Here is a 20,227-nt window from a genome sequence, read left to right on the forward strand (position 1 = left end):
CTTCTTGTATTTGTGTTCCAACGTATTGATTAAAACTAGATAAAAGGGTTACAATAGTGAATATTACCCTACTTGAACTTATTGCCTTTCATTATTAATTATTTGCCTTCCGTATTTTTTCCCTTTACCCATGAAAAAAGAGAATAACGTTAAAGTGTGGTGTCTGAATGAATTTGTCAATTGCAGCATTAGAAAACATGAAATTAAAAGAGTTATACGAGCTTGCGAAAGAATTTAAGATTTCGTATTATAGCAAGTTAACGAAAAAAGAGCTGATTTTTTCTATTTTGAAAGCTCGAGCAGAAAAAGAAGGTTTCTTTTTCATGGAAGGCGTATTAGAAATTATTCAATCAGAAGGATTTGGATTCCTACGTCCTATCAACTATTCTCCAAGCTCAGAAGATATTTATATCTCAGCTTCGCAAATTCGTCGTTTCGATTTACGTAATGGAGATAAGGTTTCTGGTAAAGTACGACCTCCGAAAGAAAATGAACGCTATTTTGGGTTATTACAAGTTGAAGCTGTAAACGGAGATGATCCAGATTCAGCAAAAGAGCGTGTGCATTTCCCTGCATTAACACCATTATACCCAGATCGCCAAATGAAATTGGAAACGGAACCGAAAAAGTTACCGACACGCATCATGGATTTAATCGCACCAGTTGGATTTGGACAACGTGGTTTAATTGTTGCGCCTCCAAAGGCTGGTAAAACAAGTCTATTAAAAGAAATCGCGCACAGTGTTACAACAAATCATCCGGAAGCAGAACTAATTGTACTTTTAATTGATGAGCGTCCAGAGGAAGTAACAGACATTGAACGTTCTGTTAAAGGAGATGTTGTAAGTTCTACTTTTGATGAAGTACCAGAAAATCATATTAAAGTAGCTGAGCTTGTGTTAGAACGTGCGATGCGTCTTGTAGAGCACAAGAAAGATGTTATCATTTTAATGGATAGTATTACCCGTTTAGCTCGAGCTTACAACCTCGTTATTCCACCAAGTGGTAGAACATTATCAGGTGGTATCGATCCAGCTGCCTTCCATAGACCGAAGCGTTTCTTTGGAGCTGCACGTAATATTGAAGAAGGCGGTAGCTTAACAATTTTAGCAACAGCCCTTGTTGATACAGGATCACGTATGGACGATGTTATTTACGAGGAATTTAAAGGAACTGGAAATATGGAACTTCACTTAGATCGTTCATTAGCTGAACGTCGTATCTTCCCAGCGATTGATATTCGTCGTTCTGGTACACGTAAAGAAGATCTATTAATTCCAAAAGAACATTTAGACAAGTTATGGGGCATTCGTAAGACAATGCGTGATACACCAGACTTTGTTGAAAGTTTCTTACGTAAGCTTCGTCAAACGAAGACAAATGAAGAGTTTTTACAAAACATTGTTGCAGACTCGAAAAGGTATGTAACAACTAAGTAAAGGGAAAAAATCAGGACTCGCTTATTTTATAGTAAGCGAGTTTTTTATGCTGTTTAGGTGATATTAAAGAGAGAAATAAGTGAAAGAACCTGAGCTAGTCAGAGCTGGATGAGCTCCCTCCAGCGGCTAGAATGGTCGGTGGCTTCGCGTCTTCCTACAAGGTAAAAAGCACCTCTACGTCAGAAGCTCCATCCCCCTCCCATTCTGAACGAGCCGCTTCTGCTTTTAAATTGTATCTAGTTCCGACGGCTAGCTCTTCGTGTCTAAGAACCTCCAACACTAAAGGTAAAAAGCACCTTTTGTGCGAGAGAACCTTAGCCGGTCAGAGCTAAACGAGCCGTCTACACTTTTAATTTCAAAAGACAAAAACAGGTAGTTGCAAAATGAAGTTAGCCTTGTTATAATTTCATCATATGTGTTTCATCAATATAGTTGTGTATGCAGCTGAAGATGAAAAACTCTGTTTCGAAAATGATTCAGGGCGGAAGGAGATGAAAAGAATGAAAGCAGGAATTCACCCAGATTACAAGAAAGTTGTATTCATGGACACAAACACAGGCTTCAAATTCTTAAGCGGATCTACTAAAGGATCTAACGAAACTGTTGAGTGGGAAGATGGTAACACTTATCCATTACTAAAAGTTGAGATCAGTTCTGATTCTCACCCATTCTACACTGGACGTCAGAAGTTTGCTACTGCAGACGGACGCGTTGACCGCTTCAATAAGAAATACGGTCTTAAGTAATAAAAACATAAAACAGGCAAGTGTATGTATTCGCTTGTCTGTTTTTTTTGCGAAAATATTATACCTTTACCCTACTTTTAACTGAAAAGTAGATGAAAGGAGAGCTTCATGTACTTAATAAATCAAAATGGCTGGATTGAAGTGATTTGCGGTAGTATGTTTTCTGGCAAGTCAGAAGAGCTAATCCGCCGTGTGCGCCGTACGCAATTTGCAAAACAACATGCAATTGTATTTAAACCATGTATTGATAATCGATATAGTGAAGAAGATGTTGTATCACATAACGGATTAAAGGTAAAAGCAGTTCCTGTTTCAGCTTCAAAGGATATATTTGAACATATTACAGAAGAGCTGGATGTTATTGCAATCGATGAGGTGCAATTTTTTGATGGGGACATTGTGGAAGTGGTGCAAGTATTGGCAAATCGTGGCTATCGTGTCATTGTAGCTGGTTTAGACCAAGATTTCCGTGGTCTACCATTTGGACAAGTTCCTCAGCTGATGGCGATTGCTGAACATGTGACAAAACTACAAGCAGTATGTTCTGTATGTGGATCTCCAGCAAGTCGTACACAACGATTAATTGATGGAGAACCAGCGGCATTTGATGATCCAATTATTTTAGTTGGAGCTTCAGAATCGTATGAACCCCGTTGTCGTCATTGTCATGCAGTACCTGCAAACAAAGATAAGTAAAACTCGCTGCGCAAGGCGGGTTTTTTTCAAAATAGAGAGTGTGAGTGGTGTGATCCGCTTGCGCTTTTAAATATAATTTGCGTTTTTTTGAGTAAGTACCATATACTATTTGTATTAGATACTAGGATGTAGAGGTGAATGATGTGTTAGATCGTTTGCAAGCTGTAGAAAATCGTTATGAGAAGTTAAATGAATTGTTAAGTGATCCAGCGATTATTAGTGATTCAAATAAGCTTCGTGAATATTCAAAGGAACAGTCTGATATACAGGAAACGGTAGAGGTGTATCGTGAGTATAAGGATGTTCGTGAGCAATTAAAAGATGCGAAAGCAATGTTAGAAGATAAGTTAGACGCAGAAATGCGTGAAATGGTAAAAGAAGAAGTTTCTGAGTTAGAATCACAAGATAAAACATTATCAGAGCGTCTGAAAATTTTACTTGTTCCAAAAGACCCTAATGATGATAAGAACGTTATCGTTGAGGTTCGTGGAGCTGCTGGTGGAGACGAGGCAGCTTTATTTGCTGGTGACTTATACCGTATGTATAGCCGTTACGCTGAGGTACAGGGCTGGAAAACGGAGATTATTGAGGCTAGCTATACAGAGTTAGGTGGATATAAAGAGATTATCTTTATGATTAATGGTAAAGGTGCTTTCGCGAAGCTGAAATTCGAGAATGGTGCTCACCGTGTACAACGTGTTCCTGAAACGGAATCTGGTGGACGTATTCATACATCTACAGCAACTGTAGCTGTATTACCAGAGGCAGAAGAAGTAGAAATTGATATTCATGAGAAAGATGTTCGTGTTGATACATTCGCTTCTAGTGGACCTGGTGGACAGAGCGTTAATACAACGATGTCAGCGGTGCGTTTAACGCATTTACCGACTGGTGTAGTTGTATCTTGTCAGGATGAGAAATCACAGATCAAGAATAAAGAAAAAGCGATGAAAGTATTACGCGCACGTGTTTATGATAAGTTTAGACAAGAAGCGCAAGCTGAGTATGATCAAAACCGTAAACAAGCTGTTGGTACGGGAGATCGTTCAGAGCGTATTCGTACGTATAACTTCCCGCAAAACCGTGTTACAGACCATCGAATCGGTTTAACGATTCAAAAGCTAGATCAAATCTTACAAGGTAAGTTAGATGATTTCATCAATGCCTTAGTGATGGAAGATCAGGCTCAAAAGATGGAGGCAGCGGAGTAATGCGTGTCTATGAAGCCCTGAAATGGGCTTCTTCTTTTTTACAGGAAAATGGACGAGATGAAAATGCGGGAGAAATTGTCCTTTGTCATGTATTAAAGGTGAACAGAACAGGATTACTTATGAATATGCGTGAAGAAATAACTGAGGAACAAGAGAAAAGCTTTACGGAGTTTATCCATAAGCATGTAGAAGGTATTCCTATTCAATATATGATTGGTTATGAAATGTTTTATGGACGGTCTTTCTTTGTGAATGAAGAAGTATTAATACCAAGGCCGGAAACAGAAGAGCTTATAGTGGGAGTATTAGAAAGAATCGAGCGCCATTTTGGTGATGAGAAACTACATGTAGCAGATATAGGTACAGGTAGTGGAGCGATTTCTATTACGCTTGCTTTAGAAAATAAAAATCTTCATGTGTATACAGTAGATATTGCACAAGAGTCGATTGAAGTTGCAAAAGAAAATGCAAAAGCTTTAGGTGCAGAAGTAACGTTCTATCACGGTGATTTATTGTCACCATTTCATAAAACGGGTCAAAAGCTAGATGTTGTTGTTTCAAATCCTCCATATATACCGGAAGAGGATTGGCGTGGTCTTTCTCCTGTTGTGAAAGAGCATGAGCCGAAGAGAGCACTTGTTGGTGGTGAAGACGGATTAGATTTCTATCGCCGTTTTATGGAAGAATTGCCGAATGTGTTGCAGAAGAAAGCGATTGTGGCGTTTGAAATTGGAGTAGGACAAGGTGAGGATGTAAAAAGATTGTTACAACAAGCTTTTCCACATGCTCATGTTGAGGTTGTTTTCGATATTAACGGAAAAGATCGTATGGTATTTGCAGAGATGGAGTAAGGTTCACACCTTACTCTATTTTTTTGTGGAAAAATTCATATAGATTTTGAATTTAATAGTTTAGAAAGATGAAAGTCTGTCCACACTGTTTGTAGAAGGGACGGTGGAGGAAATGAAAAAACAAGTTATTGCTTATCTTCTTATACTATTAATTGGTGCACAGTTACTTGTGCAGTTTGGATATATGAAAGCTGATGCGAAAGGGCCTTCAGTTATTCCGAAAGAGGCCGTTCGATTACGAATTTTAGCAAATAGTGATTCAGATAAAGACCAGGCATTAAAGCGTAAAGTGCGTGATGAAGTAAAAGCACAAATTGATGGATGGGTAGCGGATTTAACTTCATTTGAAGAGGCGCGCAAAGTAATTCAAAGTCATATTCCAGAAATCGAGAAAACGGTGGAAAATACGTTAAAAAGAGAAGGAAGTAAAGAATCATTTCAAGTGAAATTTAGTAAGAATGTAAAGTTTCCTACAAAGGTATATGGGAATTTTATTTATCCGGCAGGGGAATATGAAGCAGTCTTAATTACAATTGGGGAAGGTGAAGGGGCAAACTGGTGGTGTGTATTATTTCCACCAATGTGTTTCTTAGATTTTTCAAGTGGTACAGCTGTAAGGAAAGAAGAACATGTTGTGAAGGCTGAATCTCCTGAAGAGGAGCAAGTAAAACAAATAGATAATGAAGAAGTAGTAAATGTAGAAGAGAAAAAAGAGGATGAGGTAAAAGAAACGAAAGTTGTAAAGCGGGAAGCAGTAAAAAAAGTAACAGCTTCTGAAAAGAAAGTAGTGAAAAATGAAACAAAAGTTGAAGAGCAGCCTGTAAGTAAAGAAGAAACAAAAAATGTGGAAAAAGTGGAGAAATCTGTGGAGAAAAAACAAGAACAGCAAAATGAGTATGTAAAAGTAGAAGAGGAAGAAGAAAAGCCAGAAGTTAAATTGTTTATTGTAGAAGCTTTTACATCTTTATTCTCTAAATAGTACTATTAATAAATCCCTCCTCATATATAAAAATGAGGAGGGATTTATTATGAAGAAAGTGTATTTTGCTACGAAAGCAGATGTGGAAAGATTACATTCTTTTTTCGGACAAGCTAATAAAAAAGATGATAAAATAAATGAGTTGTACGCACAATTTATGATTTTGGAAGAGGCGGAAGAAATACGAGCTGTAATTGGTTATGAACAAAGTGGGGAAGATGTACTTATTCGTTCTTGTTTATTCACACCTCATGTGGATAAACAGACTTTCTTATATTTTTTTGAAATGTTTTTGCAGTATATGAAAGAAAAAAGTGTTCAACAATTGTACTTACTAACAAATCATCCACAATCTGTACCGATCTTTCAGTTCTTTGACTTTTTTACTATAGAAAAGGATGAGGTTCCAGAGGGAATTCAACAGCTAGAACATTTTTGTAAAAATATAAAAGAGCAGAATGCAATAATACTAAATTGTCAGCTATTCACAAAGTTATCCACGGATTAATTAGGTTTATCCACATTTTGTGGATAAACCTTGTTTGTCTTTTGGATAAATCTCATAGTAAACTAAAAATAGACAAGTATTTAAGGCTAGAAAAGGACGTGGAAAAAAATGCATACAAATATGTGGGTTGTGGATAATGTTGTGGAAAGAAAAAAATATTATCCACAGTTACAAGAAGCAGCAAAATTATTAAGAGAAAATGAGGCGGTTGCTTTCCCTACGGAAACAGTATATGGGTTAGGGGCAAACGCGATGGATGATGAAGCAATCGCGAAAATTTTCGAAGCGAAAGGAAGACCGAGTGATAATCCACTCATTGTCCACATAGGTACAAAATCTCAGTTAGATGGGATTGTGAAAGAAATTCCACCAGTTGCAGAGAAGTTAATGGCGCATTTTTGGCCAGGACCATTAACAATTATTTTGCCGAGAAAAGAAGGAATTTCAGAGAAGGTGACGGCAGGACTTAATACGGTTGGAGTAAGAATGCCTGATCATCCAATTGCACTTGCTCTTATTGAAGAGGCGAATGTACCTGTTGCGGCACCAAGTGCGAATCGTTCAGGGCGTCCAAGTCCAACATTAGCTTCTCACGTATATGAAGATTTGAATGGGAAGATTGCAGGTATTGTTGATGGTGGTGCAACTGGAGTAGGCGTTGAATCAACTGTAATTGATTGTACAAGCACGGTTCCAACAATATTACGTCCAGGTGGGATTACGAAAGAACAATTAGAAGCGGTGATAGGTACTGTTTCTTTAGATCCAGCTTTAAAGGATGAGAAGGAAAAACCGAAATCGCCTGGAATGAAATACACACATTATGCGCCGAAAGCACCACTTAGTATTGTCGAGGGCTCACGTGAGTTTATTCAGCATCTTGTGGATGAGAAAAAGAAAGAAGGATTTAAAGTAGGCGTATTAACGACAGAAGAGTATCAGCATGTATATAGTGCAGATGTTATATTATCTTGTGGTGTTAGAAGTGACTTAGCTAGCGTTGCGACTAAATTATATGATGTACTTAGAACATTTGATGCAAGTGAAGTGGATGTTATTTTTAGTGAGTCATTCCCTAATGAAGGAATAGGGAATGCAATTATGAATCGTTTAACAAAAGCGGCAGGACATCATATTATTATTGAATGATAAGGTAAGATTAGCAAACAGAATATTTCTCCTTGGATAAGCATATTGTGAAGTAGCACGTCCAAGGAGGGGCATGAATGACGTTTGAACAGCTAATACCTTTAATAATTATGGCATTCGCCTTAGGGATGGATGCGTTCTCGGTGAGTCTTGGTATGGGGATGATGCCCCTAAAGTTAAGACAAATCCTGTATATTGGTATGACGATAGGGATATTTCATATTATTATGCCGTTTATAGGAATGGTACTAGGTCGTTTTTTATCAGAGAAATATGGAGATATCGCACATTTTGCGGGTGCTATTTTATTAATCGGACTAGGGTTTTATATCGTATATTCGACCATTTTACAAAATGAAGAGACTAGAACTGCCCCTATTGGAATTAGTTTATTCGTATTTGCATTTGGCGTCAGTATAGATAGTTTCTCAGTAGGGCTTAGTCTTGGTATTTATGGGGCACAGACAATTATTACGATTTTACTGTTTGGATTTGTTAGCATGTTATTAGCGTGGATTGGTTTATTAATTGGGAGACATGCGAAAGATATGCTCGGTACATACGGTGAGATAGTAGGTGGTATCATTTTGGTTGGGTTTGGATTATATATCCTTTTTCCTATATAATTTTATGTAGGAGGGAATTATGAACAAGCTATTGGAATGGTATGTTAAATTTTTAACCTTCTTTCCTCGATGGCTAAGAAGACTTATAATTTGGGGTATTATTTTGCAAATTTCGATGTTAGGTTGGATTAAGTTAATTCGTGAATGGTGAGATAGTTCCTTTCTGTGAATATTTTGTTTGTACTATATTTATTACGCTAAAAATTACAGATATAGAAAGGATGAGATGAATGACGAGATTGAAGCAAGTTTTTGGTATTATTATTAGTTTTTTTGTTTTTTGGTTTAGTATGCTCGGTGTACAAATGTTTGCTGAGTTTTTAGATATTGAGTCATTGAAATTTGTTGCGGGAAAGACTGAGGCGGCGCGTGCTTTTTACTCTCCGTACCCGTTTTTAATTGTTTTTCTTATTACATTGCTTTCCCTATACTTCTTCGTAATTAAGCTAGGGAAGCCGAAAAAAGAGAAAATGCCTACTTTAGAGGAAAAGAAGGAAGAATTACAATGATAAAATCCCCTGCTAAAAAGCAGGGGATTTTATATTTGAGTGATGGGAGGAATCTAGCCGCCTCCACTTTTAGATATTATCCAGCTTCAGCGGCTAGAATCTCCGGTCATTTCGCTCTCTCGCATGAAGCAAAAAGCGCTTCAAGGTCGAGAGCTTGAAGTGCCCTGCGATTCTGAGCGAGCCGCTTCCGCTTTTAGATATTATCCAGTTCCAGTGGCCAGCTCTTCGCATCTAAGAACCTCCCGCACGAAAGGTAAAAAGCACCTTTTGTGCGAGAGAACCTTAGCTGGTCAGAGCTAAACGGGCCACTTCCACTTTTAAACTGGCCTAACCAATTCAAATTGTTCTCCTAATTTTGCATAGTTGTGTCCTGCTAGGCGGCTTATTGGTTTGAGTCCTTCGGCGTGAATGCGCCCTTTTTCATATAGATGTTCGGCAACGTGGAAACGAACGACGCGTCCAATTAGTAGATCACAAGCTGGTGAGTCTTCCGTTCCGCCAAGTGGAATTGCACGTTCTAATACGCATTCCATTCGAATATTTGCTTCTTTTACACCTGGAACAGAGATGACTTCACTTTCGATTGGTGTTAGTTTTGCTAGTTCAATTTCACTTTCATTTGGCGGGAGGTTAGCTGCTGTTTCGTTAATTGCTGCTACATATGATTCGTCAGAAATATGTACGACAAATTCTCCTTTTTCAATTGCGTTTCGGGAAGTGTCCTTTCTTTCTCCTGCTTTTCGTTGTACAGATACTGAGATAAGTGGTGGATTAGCAGCGACAATATTGAAATAACTATATGGTGCTCCGTTTAGTACACCTTCTTTTGTTACAGAAGTAACGAATGCGACAGGACGAGGGATGATACTTCCGGTAAGTAATTTGTAATTATCTTTTTCAGTTTGTTCATTTGGATTAATGGATAACATGCTTGTAATCCCCTTTCTAAATATGAATACTTATTGTTTGTTTACAAGATAACGATGAGAAAATCCTGCTGGAAATAATATTTTGTTTCATAAAAAGAACTTACTTCAATTGTAATGAAGTAAGTTCTTTTTCAAGAATCTCAAATTTGAGATAAAAATTAAAGTAAAACGTATGCGCCAGGTCCGATTAAAGCTACACCAACAGCGACAGCGATTAACATTAAGTTATATTCATATCCGTTTTGTGTTACCCAGTAACCATTTTTTCCGTGAACAGTGAAGATAGCCATTAACATTGTTCCAACGATAAATAATGAACCAACTACAATGAAAATCCCTGATGCAAATAAGAAACCACCTAGTAATTCAGTTGTGCCAGCCATAAATGCCATAAATACACCAGGACGTAAACCGATTGACTCCATCCAGCCACCTGTTCCTTTTAAACCGTAACCGCCGAACCAACCAAATAATTTTTGAGCGCCATGACCCATGAATGTAATTCCTATAATAAGACGAATAATAAGTAGACCGAAATCCATCATTTTAAAAAACCTCCTAAAAGTTATTAACTTACCTTATGTAAGTAATAATAAAATAGTTACTTACTTTAGTCAAGTGGATTTTGAAAAAAGTTTGAATTAAATTTTACAAATTAACAACAAAAAATAAAATGTAGTAAAGACCTCTAGACAAGTTGGGCAAAAAAAGAGAAAATATAAATAGAAGTTAACTTCTAATTGTTATTCAGACAATCAGAATTGACTGGAATTTTGTGAAGCGCTACAATAAGAGTCTATTAGTAATGACATAATTTATTTCGAAAGCGTTTTTACAGTATAATATTCGAAGTATGAAGTCTTACATGTATCCCGAGTTTTACTAGGGATTGCCCTATAAACTTTTAGGTAAATTATAAGGAGGACTATCCTATGTTTAAAAAATTATTCGGTCTTGGTTCAAAAACAAATGAAGAAACAATCGTAGCTCCATTAACTGGAGCAGTGAAAAATATTGAAGAAGTACCAGATCCAGTATTTGCTGGTCGTATGATGGGTGACGGTGTTGCAATTGATCCTACTGAAGGTGTAGTTGTATCTCCAGTTGATGGTGAAATCGTACAATTATTCCACACAAAACATGCTATCGGAATTAAAGCGAAAAACGGTACAGAAATTTTAATCCACGTTGGATTAGAAACTGTAAAAATGGAAGGCGAAGGTTTCGAAGCTCACGTTTCTGAAGGCCAAGCTGTAAAAGCTGGAGATAAATTAATCTCATTCGACTTAGAATTAATCCGTGAAAAAGCGAAAAGCACAATTACTCCAATTGTTATTACAAACACAGATGCAGCTGAGTCTATTAAGACAACTGTAGGCGTAGCAGCTACAAAAGGTTCAACAGAAGTAATGAAAGTTACAATGAAATAATTGCAATATAAGAGGAATCCGTTTCGTATGAAATGGATTCCTTATTTTTGTTGCGTGTTCAGTATGTATGTTAAAATACTCTAGGCACTTGGAAATAGGGTTTCACATATATGTGGATAAGGCGCATTTTTCTTAGAAAAAATATAAGAGAAATGCGCCTTTTGTATATTCACATTTCTTTTGTTCTATTCTAATGTAAGTTATGATGAATGATAAGAAATCGAATATAGGGGTGGGTTTGAATGAAACGAGTGTTATTTGTTTGTACTGGCAATACATGTCGTAGTCCAATGGCTGAGGCGTTGCTTCGTCATCACGGAGGAGATAAGTTTGAAGTGCAATCTGCTGGTGTTTTCGCCTATCCTGGGAGCGATGCATCGGTACATGCGAAGAAAGCTTTAGCTGAAAAAGGAATTTCAATTGATCATGCGGCGCAGCAAGTAAATGAAACTTTGCTTGATTGGGCTGATATTGTCGTAACGATGACAGAAAACCATAAGCAAATTGTACTTGGGCATTATCCGAGCGTTGAAAAGAAATTAAATACGTTATATGGATTAACTGAAGGTATAGGCAAGGACATTTCAGATCCATTTGGAGGCTCGCTTTCTATTTATAAAGAAACGTTAGATGAGATGGAAAAACTTGTACAAACTTTACTGAAAAAACATTCAGTAGGTTGATGTTTCGTGTATAATACGATATTGGAGATCACTTCTTCCTATATGAGGTAGCGAGTGTGAAATGAAGATAATTGATTGAAACTTTGGAGGGGTAAAAATGAAAGTAGTAATAGCATCTGATCACGGCGGTATGAATATCCGCAAAGAACTTGTAAGTTTATTAGAAGAGTTAAATATTGAATATATTGATTTAGGTTGTGAATGTGAAGCTGGTTCTGTTGATTACCCTGACTTTGCGTTTCCAGCAGCTGAAATGGTAGCGAATGGTGAAGTAGATCGTGGTATTTTAGTTTGTGGGACAGGCATTGGTATGTCAATCGCAGCAAACAAAGTAAATGGTATCCGTTGTGCGTTAGTTCATGATACTTTCAGCGCGAAAGCGACGAGAGAGCATAATGACACTAACATGCTAGCAATGGGCGAGCGTGTAATTGGTGCTGGTCTAGCGCGTGATATCGCGAAAATCTGGTTAACAACTGATTATGAAGGTGGTCGTCACGAAAACCGCGTAGGAAAAATTAAAACATACGAAACAAAGTAATAGATTCTAACTATCAGTAGTGTGAAATATAATTTGGTGAACCAACCTGTGAAAGGAAGAGGCGTAATGACAGAAATCGTAAAGGTAAGAGAACAGCTACAAATGTCGCTTTCTGATTTCCAAGAACAAGCTTCATTACAAAGCGGTCAAGTTTTTGTAGTGGGTTGTAGCACGAGCGAAGTGCTAGGCGAAAGAATTGGAACATCAGGAACGATGGAAGTAGCAGAGGCGATTTTCTCTGAGTTAAAACAATTTCAAGAGCAAACAGGTATTGAATTAGCGTTTCAATGTTGTGAGCATTTAAACCGTGCTTTAGTAGTTGAGAGAGAAGTAGCGATAAAATATCAATTTGAAATTGTAACAGTTACGCCTGTTAGATCAGCAGGTGGTGCATTGGGGACATATGCGTATCACAATTTGAAAGATCCGGTAGTAGTTGAGTTTATTAAAGCTGATGCAGGAATGGATATTGGTGATACATTTATCGGTATGCATTTAAAGCATGTAGCTGTTCCGGTTCGTACAAATGTGAAGGAAATTGGAAGTGCGCATGTAACGATGGCCAAAACACGTGGAAAACTAATTGGTGGAGCACGTGCTGTCTATGCGGCAGTGGAAGAGACTACCACTTGCCGTTAAATATGAGAAATTAGAAAGTCATATAGTACCTGTTTATCATAAGGTAAAAGGTATGTTGTCTGACTTTATAATAGAAGAAAGAAAAGACCGATTTTCGGTCTTTTTTTTCTTTTATGATATAGAAAGTCATGTTAGAATGTAGTTGAAAACATGAAGGTTCGAAAGAATTACAACCTGAATTTTCGTTTTTTCTGAATAAATAAGAAAAAACTGTTGGGAATCGATGTAATTCGTTCAGAAAAGGGGGATTTTGGTGGATCATTTAAAACGTCAAGATGAAAAGGTATTTGCTGCAATTGAGGCAGAACTAGGAAGACAGCGTTCAAAGATTGAGTTAATTGCTTCGGAAAACTTCGTAAGTGAAGCAGTAATGGAGGCACAAGGTTCTGTTTTAACGAATAAGTATGCTGAAGGATATCCTGGAAAACGTTACTATGGTGGCTGTGAACACGTAGACGTAGTAGAAGATATCGCACGTGATCGCGTAAAAGAAATTTTCGGCGCAGAGCACGTAAATGTTCAACCACACTCTGGTGCACAAGCGAACATGGCAGTATACTTCACGATTTTAGAGCAAGGCGATACAGTACTTGGTATGAACTTATCTCATGGTGGTCACTTAACACACGGAAGCCCTGTTAACTTCAGTGGAGTACAATATAATTTCGTAGAATATGGCGTGGATGCTGACTCTCACCGTATTAATTACGATGATGTATTAGCAAAAGCGAAAGAACATAAACCAAAATTAATCGTTGCAGGTGCAAGTGCATACCCTCGTGTTATCGATTTCAAGCGATTCCGTGAGATTGCAGATGAAGTGGGCGCTTATTTAATGGTTGATATGGCACATATCGCAGGTTTAGTAGCTGCTGGTTTACATCCAAATCCAGTACCACATGCACATTTCGTTACAACGACAACACATAAAACGTTACGTGGTCCGCGTGGTGGTATGATTTTATGTGAAGAGCAATTTGCAAAACAAATTGATAAATCAATCTTCCCTGGTATTCAAGGTGGTCCACTTATGCACGTAATCGCTGCAAAAGCTGTTGCATTTGGTGAAGCACTTCAAGATGATTTCAAAACATATGCACAAAATATCATTAACAATGCGAACCGCTTAGCTGAAGGTCTTCAAAAAGAAGGACTTACACTTGTTTCTGGCGGAACAGACAATCACTTAATCTTGATTGATGTTCGTAACTTAGAAATCACAGGTAAAGTAGCAGAGCACGTATTAGATGAAGTTGGTATTACAGTGAACAAAAATACAATTCCATTTGAAACAGCAAGCCCATTTGTAACAAGTGGTGTACGTATCGGTACAGCAGCTGTAACATCTCGTGGTTTCGGTTTAGAAGAAATGGATGAAATTGCGTCACTTATTGCTTATACATTAAAAAATCATGAAAATGAAGCTGCATTAGAAGAAGCACGTAAGCGTGTAGAAGCGTTAACTAGCAAATTCCCAATGTATCCAAATCTATAATAGATTGAAGAAGACTGCCGAGACTTAATTGTTTTGGCGGTCTTTTTTTTGGACATATATTATTTTTAAAGTATGTATACAAATGATGAATAAATTTTGGCGATATAATGAAGGATACAGCTCCCATAATTGGTAAAGATACTAGATAGATTCATTGTAAAATCATGATTTTGCCAAATTTGCCCTTGAATATTAGTAGCGTTTTCTTTACAATCGTAAATAGTGTAAAAAAGCGTGCAAACGCATGAATATCATCTAAAGGAGAGATTCACATGGGAAAACTGTATGTATTTGATCACCCGTTAATTCAACATAAGATTACATATATTCGCGATAAGAATACAGGTACGAAAGATTTTCGTGAATTAGTGGACGAAGTAGCAAGCTTAATGGCTTTCGAAATTACTCGCGACCTTCCACTTAAGGACATTGAAATTGAAACACCTGTAAGCAAAGCGACAACAAAAGTGATCGCTGGTAAAAAACTTGGTTTAATTCCGATTTTACGTGCAGGTTTAGGAATGGTTGATGGAATTCTGAAATTAATTCCAGCAGCAAAAGTAGGACACGTTGGTTTATACCGTGACCCTAAAACATTGCAACCGGTAGAATACTATGTGAAACTTCCAACGGATGTAGAAGAGCGTGACTTTATCGTACTAGATCCGATGCTAGCAACAGGTGGTTCTGCGGCTGAAGCAATTAACTCTCTGAAAAAGCGCGGTGCGAAACAAATTAAATTAATGTGTATCGTTGCAGCTCCAGAAGGGGTAAAAGTAGTACAAGAAGAACATCCTGATGTTGATATTTATGTAGCAGCATTAGATGAGAAATTAAATGACCACGGATATGTAGTACCAGGTCTTGGTGATGCTGGTGACCGTTTATTCGGAACGAAGTAAGACAACTGACGAGCAGGGGAGATTCCCCAGCTCGTCTTTTTTGCTGTAAGCAAGTAGGGGAGGGGGAGAGGATAAATATACATCGTATATACAACATAAGTTGCATACACCTCACATATAATATAGAAGTCTTACGTCTGAGGAACACTATATTATGGAAGAAAAGCGTTATATCTCGAAAATATAATAGTGACAAACTTGTGAACATTTCCTTCTATTATAAAGAGAAAACTGTTAGAAATTGCATATATGTAACCAGTATTTAGAAGGGGAACGTTTTCATTTTTGGGAGGAAATGCCTAATACTCAAATTTTTAGATTTTTTACGATTTCTCGTTGACACTGTTAATACCCTATTGTATGCTAACAACGGGGATAGATGGTAGGGCTTTCAGTGACAAAATTACATCTATTCCGTGACGAAAATGTAAACTTTTTGTTTTGTATAGGATTTATGCAAAAAAATGAGTTATTATTAACACATCGTGAATGAGGGTTACATATTGGAGGGATGAATCCTTGCAAAAAAACGATCGCAGCCATATAAAAGCTTATGCTTTAATGTCAGGTATTCTTGCTCAATTAGTCGGTTCTATTCTTGTTGGAATCTTTGGTGGGCAGTGGATTGATAATAAGGTTGGAACGTTTCCGTTGTTTCTTATTATAGGGTTATTACTCGGACTAGGAACAGGGGTATACGCAATGATTCGACTCATTCGACATTACTATTCGGGAGAGCAATGATGATAGACGTACATGGACTTGTCCAAAGACAAAAGAAATATATGTACTACTTGCTTGCGCTTCTAGTGCTAGGATGGGGATTTACCTCTTACAAGGATGTATTTCTTGGACTGATTATCGGTACGATTTTCAGTTTTCTTAGTTTGCGCATCATTGCACGTAGAACAGACAAGCTGCTAGATCGCGTAACAAATGGAGAAAACGTGAAGTTCAAGGCAACAGCGGTAAGTACATATTCAAGATTCGCCACGATTGGGTTATTAATTTTATTTGCAGCCAAATATCAAGAGTTAATCGCGATGTGGGGCCTAGGTGTAGGATTGCTGACAGGATACCTTGTCATGATCATAGATTTTCTTTATTTAGAGTATAAGAGCAGGGAAGAGAGGTGAATTACTAGTGGAACACGGTAAATTAGTTGAATTTCTAGGTTTAACGTTCGATTTGTCATCAGTTATGATGGTTACTGTAGCAGCAGTTATTGTTTTCTTAATCGCTGTTATCGGAACTCGCAGCTTAGCTCTTCGCCCAACCGGGATGCAAAACTTCATGGAATGGGTGTTTGACTTCGTGAAAGGGATTATCAATAGTACGATGGACTGGAAAACAGGTGGACGTTTCTTAACGCTTGGCGTTACGCTTATCATGTTTATCATCGTATCGAACTTCCTTGGTTTACCATTCATGTATTCAGCAACTGAAGCTGGCGAACATATTGCATGGTGGAGATCACCAACGTCTGATCCAGCAGTTACATTAACATTAGCCGTGATGGTAGTTACCCTCACCCATTATTATGGAATTAAGATGAAGGGTACGAAAGAGTACGTAAAAGGTTATTTCCAACCTATGAAATTCTTATTCCCATTAAAGGTTATTGAGGAGTTTGCTAACACATTAACGTTAGGTCTTCGTTTATTTGGTAACATTTATGCAGGTGAGATCTTATTAGGATTACTTGCTAAGTTGGGCGGAGCATCAGTCCTTGGGGCATTAGGTGCGCTTGTACCAATGTTAGCATGGATGGGATTCAGTGTATTCGTTGGATCAATCCAAGCATTTATTTTCGTTATGTTAACGATGGTTTATATGGCTCATAAAGTAAGCCATGACCATTAATATAATTTAAGTAAGAAAAAATTTATTTTTTTATAATACAAAGGAGGACAAATTAAATGAGTTTAGGTGTAATCGCAGCTGCAATTGCAATTGGTTTATCAGCATTAGGTGCAGGTATTGGTAACGGTCTTATCGTATCACGTACAATCGAAGGTGTTGCTCGTCAACCAGAATTAAAAGGCGCACTTCAAACAATTATGTTCATCGGGGTTGCTTTAGTTGAGGCACTTCCAATCATCGGTGTAGTTATTGCATTCATCGTAATGAACAAATAAGGGAGACTCCCCTTACATAGATGGCGAAGAGTGTTTTTCCGAACTTTCTTCGCCATTGCTTTATGAACGAAACGTATGTCTTTTTTTTTCATATGATCAATTTAGATATTTTGAAGGGAGTGAATCCTTGTGCCAACTTTATTATTAGGAGCTTCCATTCCATTTGGAACGATTGCTTATACATTGTTCATTTTCTTACTTCTATTAGTAATGCTACGCAAATTTGCGTGGGGTCCTTTAATGGGAATTATGAAAGAACGTGAAGAGCACGTTGCTAATGAAATCGACGCTGCAGAAAGAAATAATGCTGAAGCGAAGAAATTAGTAGAAGAACAACGTGAGATGTTAAAACAATCGCGTGTTGAAGCACAAGAGTTAATCGAAAGAGCGAAAAAGCAAGCTGTAGATCAAAAGGATGTTATTGTTGCTGCTGCGAAAGAAGAAGCAGAATCAATTAAAGCATCTGCTGTACAAGAAATTCAACGCGAAAAAGAGCAAGCAATTGCTGCTTTACAAGAACAAGTCGCTTCTTTATCTGTTCAAATTGCTTCTAAAGTAATTGAAAAAGAATTAAAAGAAGAAGATCAAGTGAAGTTAATTCGCGATTATATTAAAGAAGTAGGAGAAGCGCGATGAGCAATGGGATTGTAGCAAAACGTTATGCTGTCGCTCTTTTTAAAATTGCAAAAGAAAAACACGTATTAGAAATGTTTGAAGAGGAATTACGCCTTGTACAAAACGTTTATGTAAAGAACGGAGAACTACATAGCTTTTTAACGCAACCGAACATTTCAAAGGAACAAAAGAAAACGTTTCTTGCAAACGTATTCGGATCTGTTTCTGAATCTATTTTAAATACGTTATATATTTTAATTGATAACAAACGCATTGATATCTTACCTGAAATTGCAGATGAATATGTTGTTCTTGCTAATGAAGAACGTAACGTAGCGGATGCAACTGTATATTCTACTCGTCTTCTATCAGAAGAAGAGAAGCTTAACATTGCTGAAGCATTTGCAAAGAGAACGGGAAAAGATGCAATTCGCGTGAAAAATGTTGTAGATGAAGATTTACTAGGCGGAATTAAAGTGCGTATTGGAAATCGCATTTATGACGGAAGTTTACAAGGAAAATTAGCACGTATTCAGCGTGAATTAATGAAGAATAGATAGGGGTGAAGCACATGAGCATCAGAGCTGAAGAAATTAGCGCACTGATAAAGCAACAAATCGAGAACTATCAGTCTGAAATCGAAGTTAGTGATGTTGGTACAGTTATCCAAGTTGGTGACGGTATCGCGCGTGCTCATGGTCTTGATAACGTTATGGCTGGTGAACTTGTAGAGTTCTCTAACGGCGTTATGGGACTAGCACAAAACTTAGAGGAAAACAACGTAGGTATTATCATTTTAGGACCTTACACAGAAATCCGTGAAGGTGACGAAGTTCGTCGTACTGGTCGCATCATGCAAGTACCAGTAGGAAAAGAACTAATTGGTCGTGTTGTAAACCCATTAGGTCAACCAGTTGATGGTTTAGGCCCAATCAATACAACAAACACTCGTCCAATCGAAAGTCCAGCACCAGGTGTAATGGATCGTAAATCTGTTCATGAGCCACTTCAAACAGGTATTAAAGCGATCGATGCTCTTGTACCAATTGGCCGTGGTCAACGTGAGTTAATCATTGGTGACCGTCAAACTGGTAAAACAGCAGTTGCACTTGATACAATCATTAACCAAAAAGATGAAGACATGATTTGTATCTACGTAGCAATTGGACAAAAAGAATCAACTGTACGTAACGTAGTAGAAACACTACGTAAGCACGGTGCATTAGAATACACAATCGTTGTAACTGCATCTGCTTCTCAACCAGCTCCATTACTATACCTAGCTCCTTATGCTGGTGTAACAATGGGTGAAGAGTTCATGTACAATGGTAAACACGTATTAGTAGTATATGATGACTTATCAAAACAAGCAGCGGCTTACCGTGAGCTGTCATTACTATTACGTCGTCCTCCAGGTCGTGAAGCTTACCCAGGGGATGTATTCTACTTACATTCTCGCTTATTAGAGCGTGCAGCAAAATTAAGTGATGCAAAAGGCGGCGGTTCTTTAACTGCACTACCTTTCATCGAAACACAAGCAGGGGACGTATCAGCATACATCCCAACAAACGTAATTTCTATTACGGATGGACAAATCTTCTTACAATCTGACCTATTCTTCTCTGGCGTACGTCCAGCGATCGATGCGGGTACTTCTGTATCTCGTGTAGGTGGATCTGCTCAGATTAAAGCAATGAGTAAAGTATCAGGTACACTTCGTCTTGACCTTGCATCTTACCGTGAGTTAGAAGCGTTCGCTCAGTTCGGTTCTGACCTTGATAAAGCAACTCAAGCGAAATTAAACCGTGGTGCTCGTACTGTTGAGGTATTAAAACAAGGATTACACAAACCGTTACGTGTAGAGAAACAAGTTATCATTCTTTACGCTTTAACACGTGGATTCCTAGATGATATCCCAGTAGTAGATATCACTCGTTTTGAAGAAGAATTCCATGCTTGGTTAGATTCTAATGCGACTGACTTATTAGAAGAAATCCGCACAACTAAGAAACTTGCGGATGACGACAAATTTGCAGCAGCAATCAATGGATTTAAAAAAGTATTCGTAGCTTCTGAATAATAAAAGCGGAAGCGGCTCGTTCAAGCCGCTGGAGCTAGATAGTATATATAAAAGGCATCTC

General features: G+C 37.8%; 27 protein-coding genes. 25 read left to right on the forward strand and 2 right to left on the reverse strand.

Annotated features, from left to right (window positions below; all coding sequences use genetic code 11):
• Positions 1 to 167 precede the first annotated feature (167 nt).
• The 11 genes from rho (at position 168) to ACTFN4_RS15485 (ending at position 8,714) form a co-directional block, all read left to right on the forward strand.
• Positions 168 to 1,439, forward strand: coding sequence for a transcription termination factor Rho (gene rho, locus ACTFN4_RS15435; RefSeq protein WP_001053903.1), 1,272 nt, complete (start codon positions 168 to 170; stop codon positions 1,437 to 1,439).
• A gap of 500 nt (positions 1,440 to 1,939) precedes the next feature.
• Complete coding sequence (locus ACTFN4_RS15440; RefSeq protein WP_000643433.1) at positions 1,940 to 2,185, forward strand: type B 50S ribosomal protein L31; 246 nt, start codon at positions 1,940 to 1,942, stop codon at positions 2,183 to 2,185.
• 108 nt (positions 2,186 to 2,293) lie between these two features.
• The gene (locus ACTFN4_RS15445) at positions 2,294 to 2,881 is read left to right on the forward strand and encodes a thymidine kinase (RefSeq protein ID WP_000280859.1); all 588 of its coding nucleotides are present in this window, start codon (positions 2,294 to 2,296) and stop codon (positions 2,879 to 2,881) included.
• Positions 2,882 to 3,024: 143 nt separating this feature from the next.
• Positions 3,025 to 4,092, forward strand: coding sequence for a peptide chain release factor 1 (gene prfA / locus ACTFN4_RS15450; protein ID WP_000887064.1), 1,068 nt, complete (start codon positions 3,025 to 3,027; stop codon positions 4,090 to 4,092).
• Positions 4,092 to 4,943, forward strand: coding sequence for a peptide chain release factor N(5)-glutamine methyltransferase (gene prmC / locus ACTFN4_RS15455; protein WP_001267065.1), 852 nt, complete (start codon positions 4,092 to 4,094; stop codon positions 4,941 to 4,943). Before prfA ends, prmC begins: the two co-directional genes overlap by 1 nt.
• Positions 4,944 to 5,055: 112 nt before the next feature.
• Entirely contained in the window at positions 5,056 to 5,922 is an 867-nt protein-coding gene (gene spoIIR, locus ACTFN4_RS15460) for a stage II sporulation protein R (protein ID WP_000745065.1), read from the forward strand.
• Positions 5,923 to 5,971: 49 nt separating this feature from the next.
• Positions 5,972 to 6,430 (forward strand): mechanosensitive ion channel protein, encoded by a 459-nt coding sequence (locus tag ACTFN4_RS15465; protein WP_000758437.1) that lies wholly within the window; start codon positions 5,972 to 5,974, stop codon positions 6,428 to 6,430.
• Between the two features lie 108 nt (positions 6,431 to 6,538).
• Entirely contained in the window at positions 6,539 to 7,579 is a 1,041-nt protein-coding gene (locus ACTFN4_RS15470) for an L-threonylcarbamoyladenylate synthase (RefSeq protein ID WP_000557353.1), read from the forward strand.
• A 77-nt stretch (positions 7,580 to 7,656) separates the two neighbouring features.
• Complete coding sequence (locus ACTFN4_RS15475) at positions 7,657 to 8,205, forward strand: manganese efflux pump MntP (RefSeq protein WP_000142475.1); 549 nt, start codon at positions 7,657 to 7,659, stop codon at positions 8,203 to 8,205.
• Between the two features lie 19 nt (positions 8,206 to 8,224).
• Positions 8,225 to 8,356 carry a hypothetical protein gene (locus tag ACTFN4_RS15480; RefSeq protein WP_001037634.1) on the forward strand — a complete coding sequence of 44 codons (132 nt, stop codon included), beginning with the start codon at positions 8,225 to 8,227 and terminating at the stop codon, positions 8,354 to 8,356.
• A 79-nt stretch (positions 8,357 to 8,435) separates the two neighbouring features.
• On the forward strand, positions 8,436 to 8,714 hold the full coding sequence (locus ACTFN4_RS15485; protein WP_000197472.1) for a DUF3935 domain-containing protein: 279 nt from the start codon (positions 8,436 to 8,438) through the stop codon (positions 8,712 to 8,714).
• Between the two features lie 317 nt (positions 8,715 to 9,031).
• Here ACTFN4_RS15485 and ACTFN4_RS15490 read toward each other — a convergent pair whose 3' ends face one another.
• Both ACTFN4_RS15490 and ACTFN4_RS15495 read right to left on the reverse strand, forming a co-directional pair.
• Positions 9,032 to 9,643 carry a flavin reductase family protein gene (locus ACTFN4_RS15490; protein ID WP_000949055.1) on the reverse strand — a complete coding sequence of 204 codons (612 nt, stop codon included), beginning with the start codon at positions 9,641 to 9,643 and terminating at the stop codon, positions 9,032 to 9,034.
• Positions 9,644 to 9,801: 158 nt separating this feature from the next.
• Complete coding sequence (locus ACTFN4_RS15495) at positions 9,802 to 10,188, reverse strand: DoxX family protein (RefSeq protein ID WP_196478848.1); 387 nt, start codon at positions 10,186 to 10,188, stop codon at positions 9,802 to 9,804.
• 387 nt (positions 10,189 to 10,575) lie between these two features.
• Here ACTFN4_RS15495 and ACTFN4_RS15500 point away from each other — a divergent pair, with 387 nt between their 5' ends.
• The 14 genes from ACTFN4_RS15500 to atpA all read left to right on the forward strand — a co-directional run bounded on the left by ACTFN4_RS15500 (position 10,576) and on the right by atpA (position 20,166).
• Positions 10,576 to 11,073 carry a PTS sugar transporter subunit IIA gene (locus tag ACTFN4_RS15500; RefSeq protein ID WP_000473665.1) on the forward strand — a complete coding sequence of 166 codons (498 nt, stop codon included), beginning with the start codon at positions 10,576 to 10,578 and terminating at the stop codon, positions 11,071 to 11,073.
• Positions 11,074 to 11,315: 242 nt separating this feature from the next.
• Positions 11,316 to 11,756 carry a low molecular weight protein arginine phosphatase gene (locus tag ACTFN4_RS15505; RefSeq protein ID WP_439962514.1) on the forward strand — a complete coding sequence of 147 codons (441 nt, stop codon included), beginning with the start codon at positions 11,316 to 11,318 and terminating at the stop codon, positions 11,754 to 11,756.
• 97 nt (positions 11,757 to 11,853) lie between these two features.
• Positions 11,854 to 12,297 carry a ribose 5-phosphate isomerase B gene (rpiB, locus tag ACTFN4_RS15510; protein WP_000869542.1) on the forward strand — a complete coding sequence of 148 codons (444 nt, stop codon included), beginning with the start codon at positions 11,854 to 11,856 and terminating at the stop codon, positions 12,295 to 12,297.
• 66 nt (positions 12,298 to 12,363) lie between these two features.
• On the forward strand, positions 12,364 to 12,936 hold the full coding sequence (locus ACTFN4_RS15515; protein WP_000136385.1) for a TIGR01440 family protein: 573 nt from the start codon (positions 12,364 to 12,366) through the stop codon (positions 12,934 to 12,936).
• Positions 12,937 to 13,189: 253 nt separating this feature from the next.
• On the forward strand, positions 13,190 to 14,431 hold the full coding sequence (glyA, locus tag ACTFN4_RS15520; RefSeq protein WP_000349805.1) for a serine hydroxymethyltransferase: 1,242 nt from the start codon (positions 13,190 to 13,192) through the stop codon (positions 14,429 to 14,431).
• A gap of 272 nt (positions 14,432 to 14,703) precedes the next feature.
• Entirely contained in the window at positions 14,704 to 15,333 is a 630-nt protein-coding gene (gene upp, locus ACTFN4_RS15525) for a uracil phosphoribosyltransferase (RefSeq protein ID WP_000517539.1), read from the forward strand.
• Positions 15,334 to 15,712: 379 nt separating this feature from the next.
• On the forward strand, positions 15,713 to 15,826 hold the full coding sequence (locus ACTFN4_RS15530) for a DUF4024 domain-containing protein (protein WP_000232962.1): 114 nt from the start codon (positions 15,713 to 15,715) through the stop codon (positions 15,824 to 15,826).
• A gap of 26 nt (positions 15,827 to 15,852) precedes the next feature.
• Positions 15,853 to 16,077, forward strand: coding sequence for an AtpZ/AtpI family protein (locus tag ACTFN4_RS15535; protein WP_001171223.1), 225 nt, complete (start codon positions 15,853 to 15,855; stop codon positions 16,075 to 16,077).
• The gene (locus tag ACTFN4_RS15540) at positions 16,077 to 16,469 is read left to right on the forward strand and encodes an ATP synthase subunit I (RefSeq protein ID WP_000567600.1); all 393 of its coding nucleotides are present in this window, start codon (positions 16,077 to 16,079) and stop codon (positions 16,467 to 16,469) included. Before ACTFN4_RS15535 ends, ACTFN4_RS15540 begins: the two co-directional genes overlap by 1 nt.
• Before the next feature lie 7 nt (positions 16,470 to 16,476).
• A complete protein-coding gene (gene atpB / locus ACTFN4_RS15545; RefSeq protein WP_000399871.1) occupies positions 16,477 to 17,196 on the forward strand; it encodes a F0F1 ATP synthase subunit A in 720 nt (239 codons plus the stop codon).
• 56 nt (positions 17,197 to 17,252) lie between these two features.
• Positions 17,253 to 17,471: a F0F1 ATP synthase subunit C gene (gene atpE, locus ACTFN4_RS15550; RefSeq protein WP_000052064.1), complete on the forward strand. Its 219-nt coding sequence runs from the start codon at positions 17,253 to 17,255 to the stop codon at positions 17,469 to 17,471.
• 129 nt (positions 17,472 to 17,600) lie between these two features.
• Entirely contained in the window at positions 17,601 to 18,107 is a 507-nt protein-coding gene (gene atpF / locus ACTFN4_RS15555; RefSeq protein WP_001142624.1) for a F0F1 ATP synthase subunit B, read from the forward strand.
• Positions 18,104 to 18,646: a F0F1 ATP synthase subunit delta gene (atpH, locus tag ACTFN4_RS15560; protein WP_000064683.1), complete on the forward strand. Its 543-nt coding sequence runs from the start codon at positions 18,104 to 18,106 to the stop codon at positions 18,644 to 18,646. The genes atpF and atpH overlap by 4 nt, the downstream gene beginning before the upstream one ends.
• A gap of 11 nt (positions 18,647 to 18,657) precedes the next feature.
• Complete coding sequence (atpA, locus tag ACTFN4_RS15565) at positions 18,658 to 20,166, forward strand: F0F1 ATP synthase subunit alpha (protein ID WP_000027518.1); 1,509 nt, start codon at positions 18,658 to 18,660, stop codon at positions 20,164 to 20,166.
• Positions 20,167 to 20,227: the final 61 nt, after the last annotated feature.

The sequence above is a fragment of the Bacillus cereus group sp. MYBK95-2 genome, from assembly GCF_051915225.1.
GTDB classification, from domain to species: Bacteria; Bacillota; Bacilli; order Bacillales; family Bacillaceae_G; genus Bacillus_A; species Bacillus_A cereus.

Coding starts and splice junctions, on each gene's coding strand:
- rho (WP_001053903.1), top strand. CDS start 168: ATGAATTTGTCAATTGCAGCATTAGAAAACATGAAATTAAAAGAGTTA.
- ACTFN4_RS15440 (WP_000643433.1), top strand. CDS start 1,940: ATGAAAGCAGGAATTCACCCAGATTACAAGAAAGTTGTATTCATGGAC.
- ACTFN4_RS15445 (WP_000280859.1), top strand. CDS start 2,294: ATGTACTTAATAAATCAAAATGGCTGGATTGAAGTGATTTGCGGTAGT.
- prmC (WP_001267065.1), top strand. CDS start 4,092: ATGCGTGTCTATGAAGCCCTGAAATGGGCTTCTTCTTTTTTACAGGAA.
- spoIIR (WP_000745065.1), top strand. CDS start 5,056: ATGAAAAAACAAGTTATTGCTTATCTTCTTATACTATTAATTGGTGCA.
- ACTFN4_RS15465 (WP_000758437.1), top strand. CDS start 5,972: ATGAAGAAAGTGTATTTTGCTACGAAAGCAGATGTGGAAAGATTACAT.
- ACTFN4_RS15470 (WP_000557353.1), top strand. CDS start 6,539: ATGCATACAAATATGTGGGTTGTGGATAATGTTGTGGAAAGAAAAAAA.
- ACTFN4_RS15475 (WP_000142475.1), top strand. CDS start 7,657: ATGACGTTTGAACAGCTAATACCTTTAATAATTATGGCATTCGCCTTA.
- ACTFN4_RS15480 (WP_001037634.1), top strand. CDS start 8,225: ATGAACAAGCTATTGGAATGGTATGTTAAATTTTTAACCTTCTTTCCT.
- ACTFN4_RS15485 (WP_000197472.1), top strand. CDS start 8,436: ATGACGAGATTGAAGCAAGTTTTTGGTATTATTATTAGTTTTTTTGTT.
- ACTFN4_RS15490 (WP_000949055.1), bottom strand. CDS start 9,643: ATGTTATCCATTAATCCAAATGAACAAACTGAAAAAGATAATTACAAA.
- ACTFN4_RS15495 (WP_196478848.1), bottom strand. CDS start 10,188: ATGATGGATTTCGGTCTACTTATTATTCGTCTTATTATAGGAATTACA.
- ACTFN4_RS15500 (WP_000473665.1), top strand. CDS start 10,576: ATGTTTAAAAAATTATTCGGTCTTGGTTCAAAAACAAATGAAGAAACA.
- ACTFN4_RS15505 (WP_439962514.1), top strand. CDS start 11,316: ATGAAACGAGTGTTATTTGTTTGTACTGGCAATACATGTCGTAGTCCA.
- rpiB (WP_000869542.1), top strand. CDS start 11,854: ATGAAAGTAGTAATAGCATCTGATCACGGCGGTATGAATATCCGCAAA.
- ACTFN4_RS15515 (WP_000136385.1), top strand. CDS start 12,364: ATGACAGAAATCGTAAAGGTAAGAGAACAGCTACAAATGTCGCTTTCT.
- upp (WP_000517539.1), top strand. CDS start 14,704: ATGGGAAAACTGTATGTATTTGATCACCCGTTAATTCAACATAAGATT.
- ACTFN4_RS15530 (WP_000232962.1), top strand. CDS start 15,713: ATGGTAGGGCTTTCAGTGACAAAATTACATCTATTCCGTGACGAAAAT.
- ACTFN4_RS15540 (WP_000567600.1), top strand. CDS start 16,077: ATGATAGACGTACATGGACTTGTCCAAAGACAAAAGAAATATATGTAC.
- atpE (WP_000052064.1), top strand. CDS start 17,253: ATGAGTTTAGGTGTAATCGCAGCTGCAATTGCAATTGGTTTATCAGCA.
- atpH (WP_000064683.1), top strand. CDS start 18,104: ATGAGCAATGGGATTGTAGCAAAACGTTATGCTGTCGCTCTTTTTAAA.
- atpA (WP_000027518.1), top strand. CDS start 18,658: ATGAGCATCAGAGCTGAAGAAATTAGCGCACTGATAAAGCAACAAATC.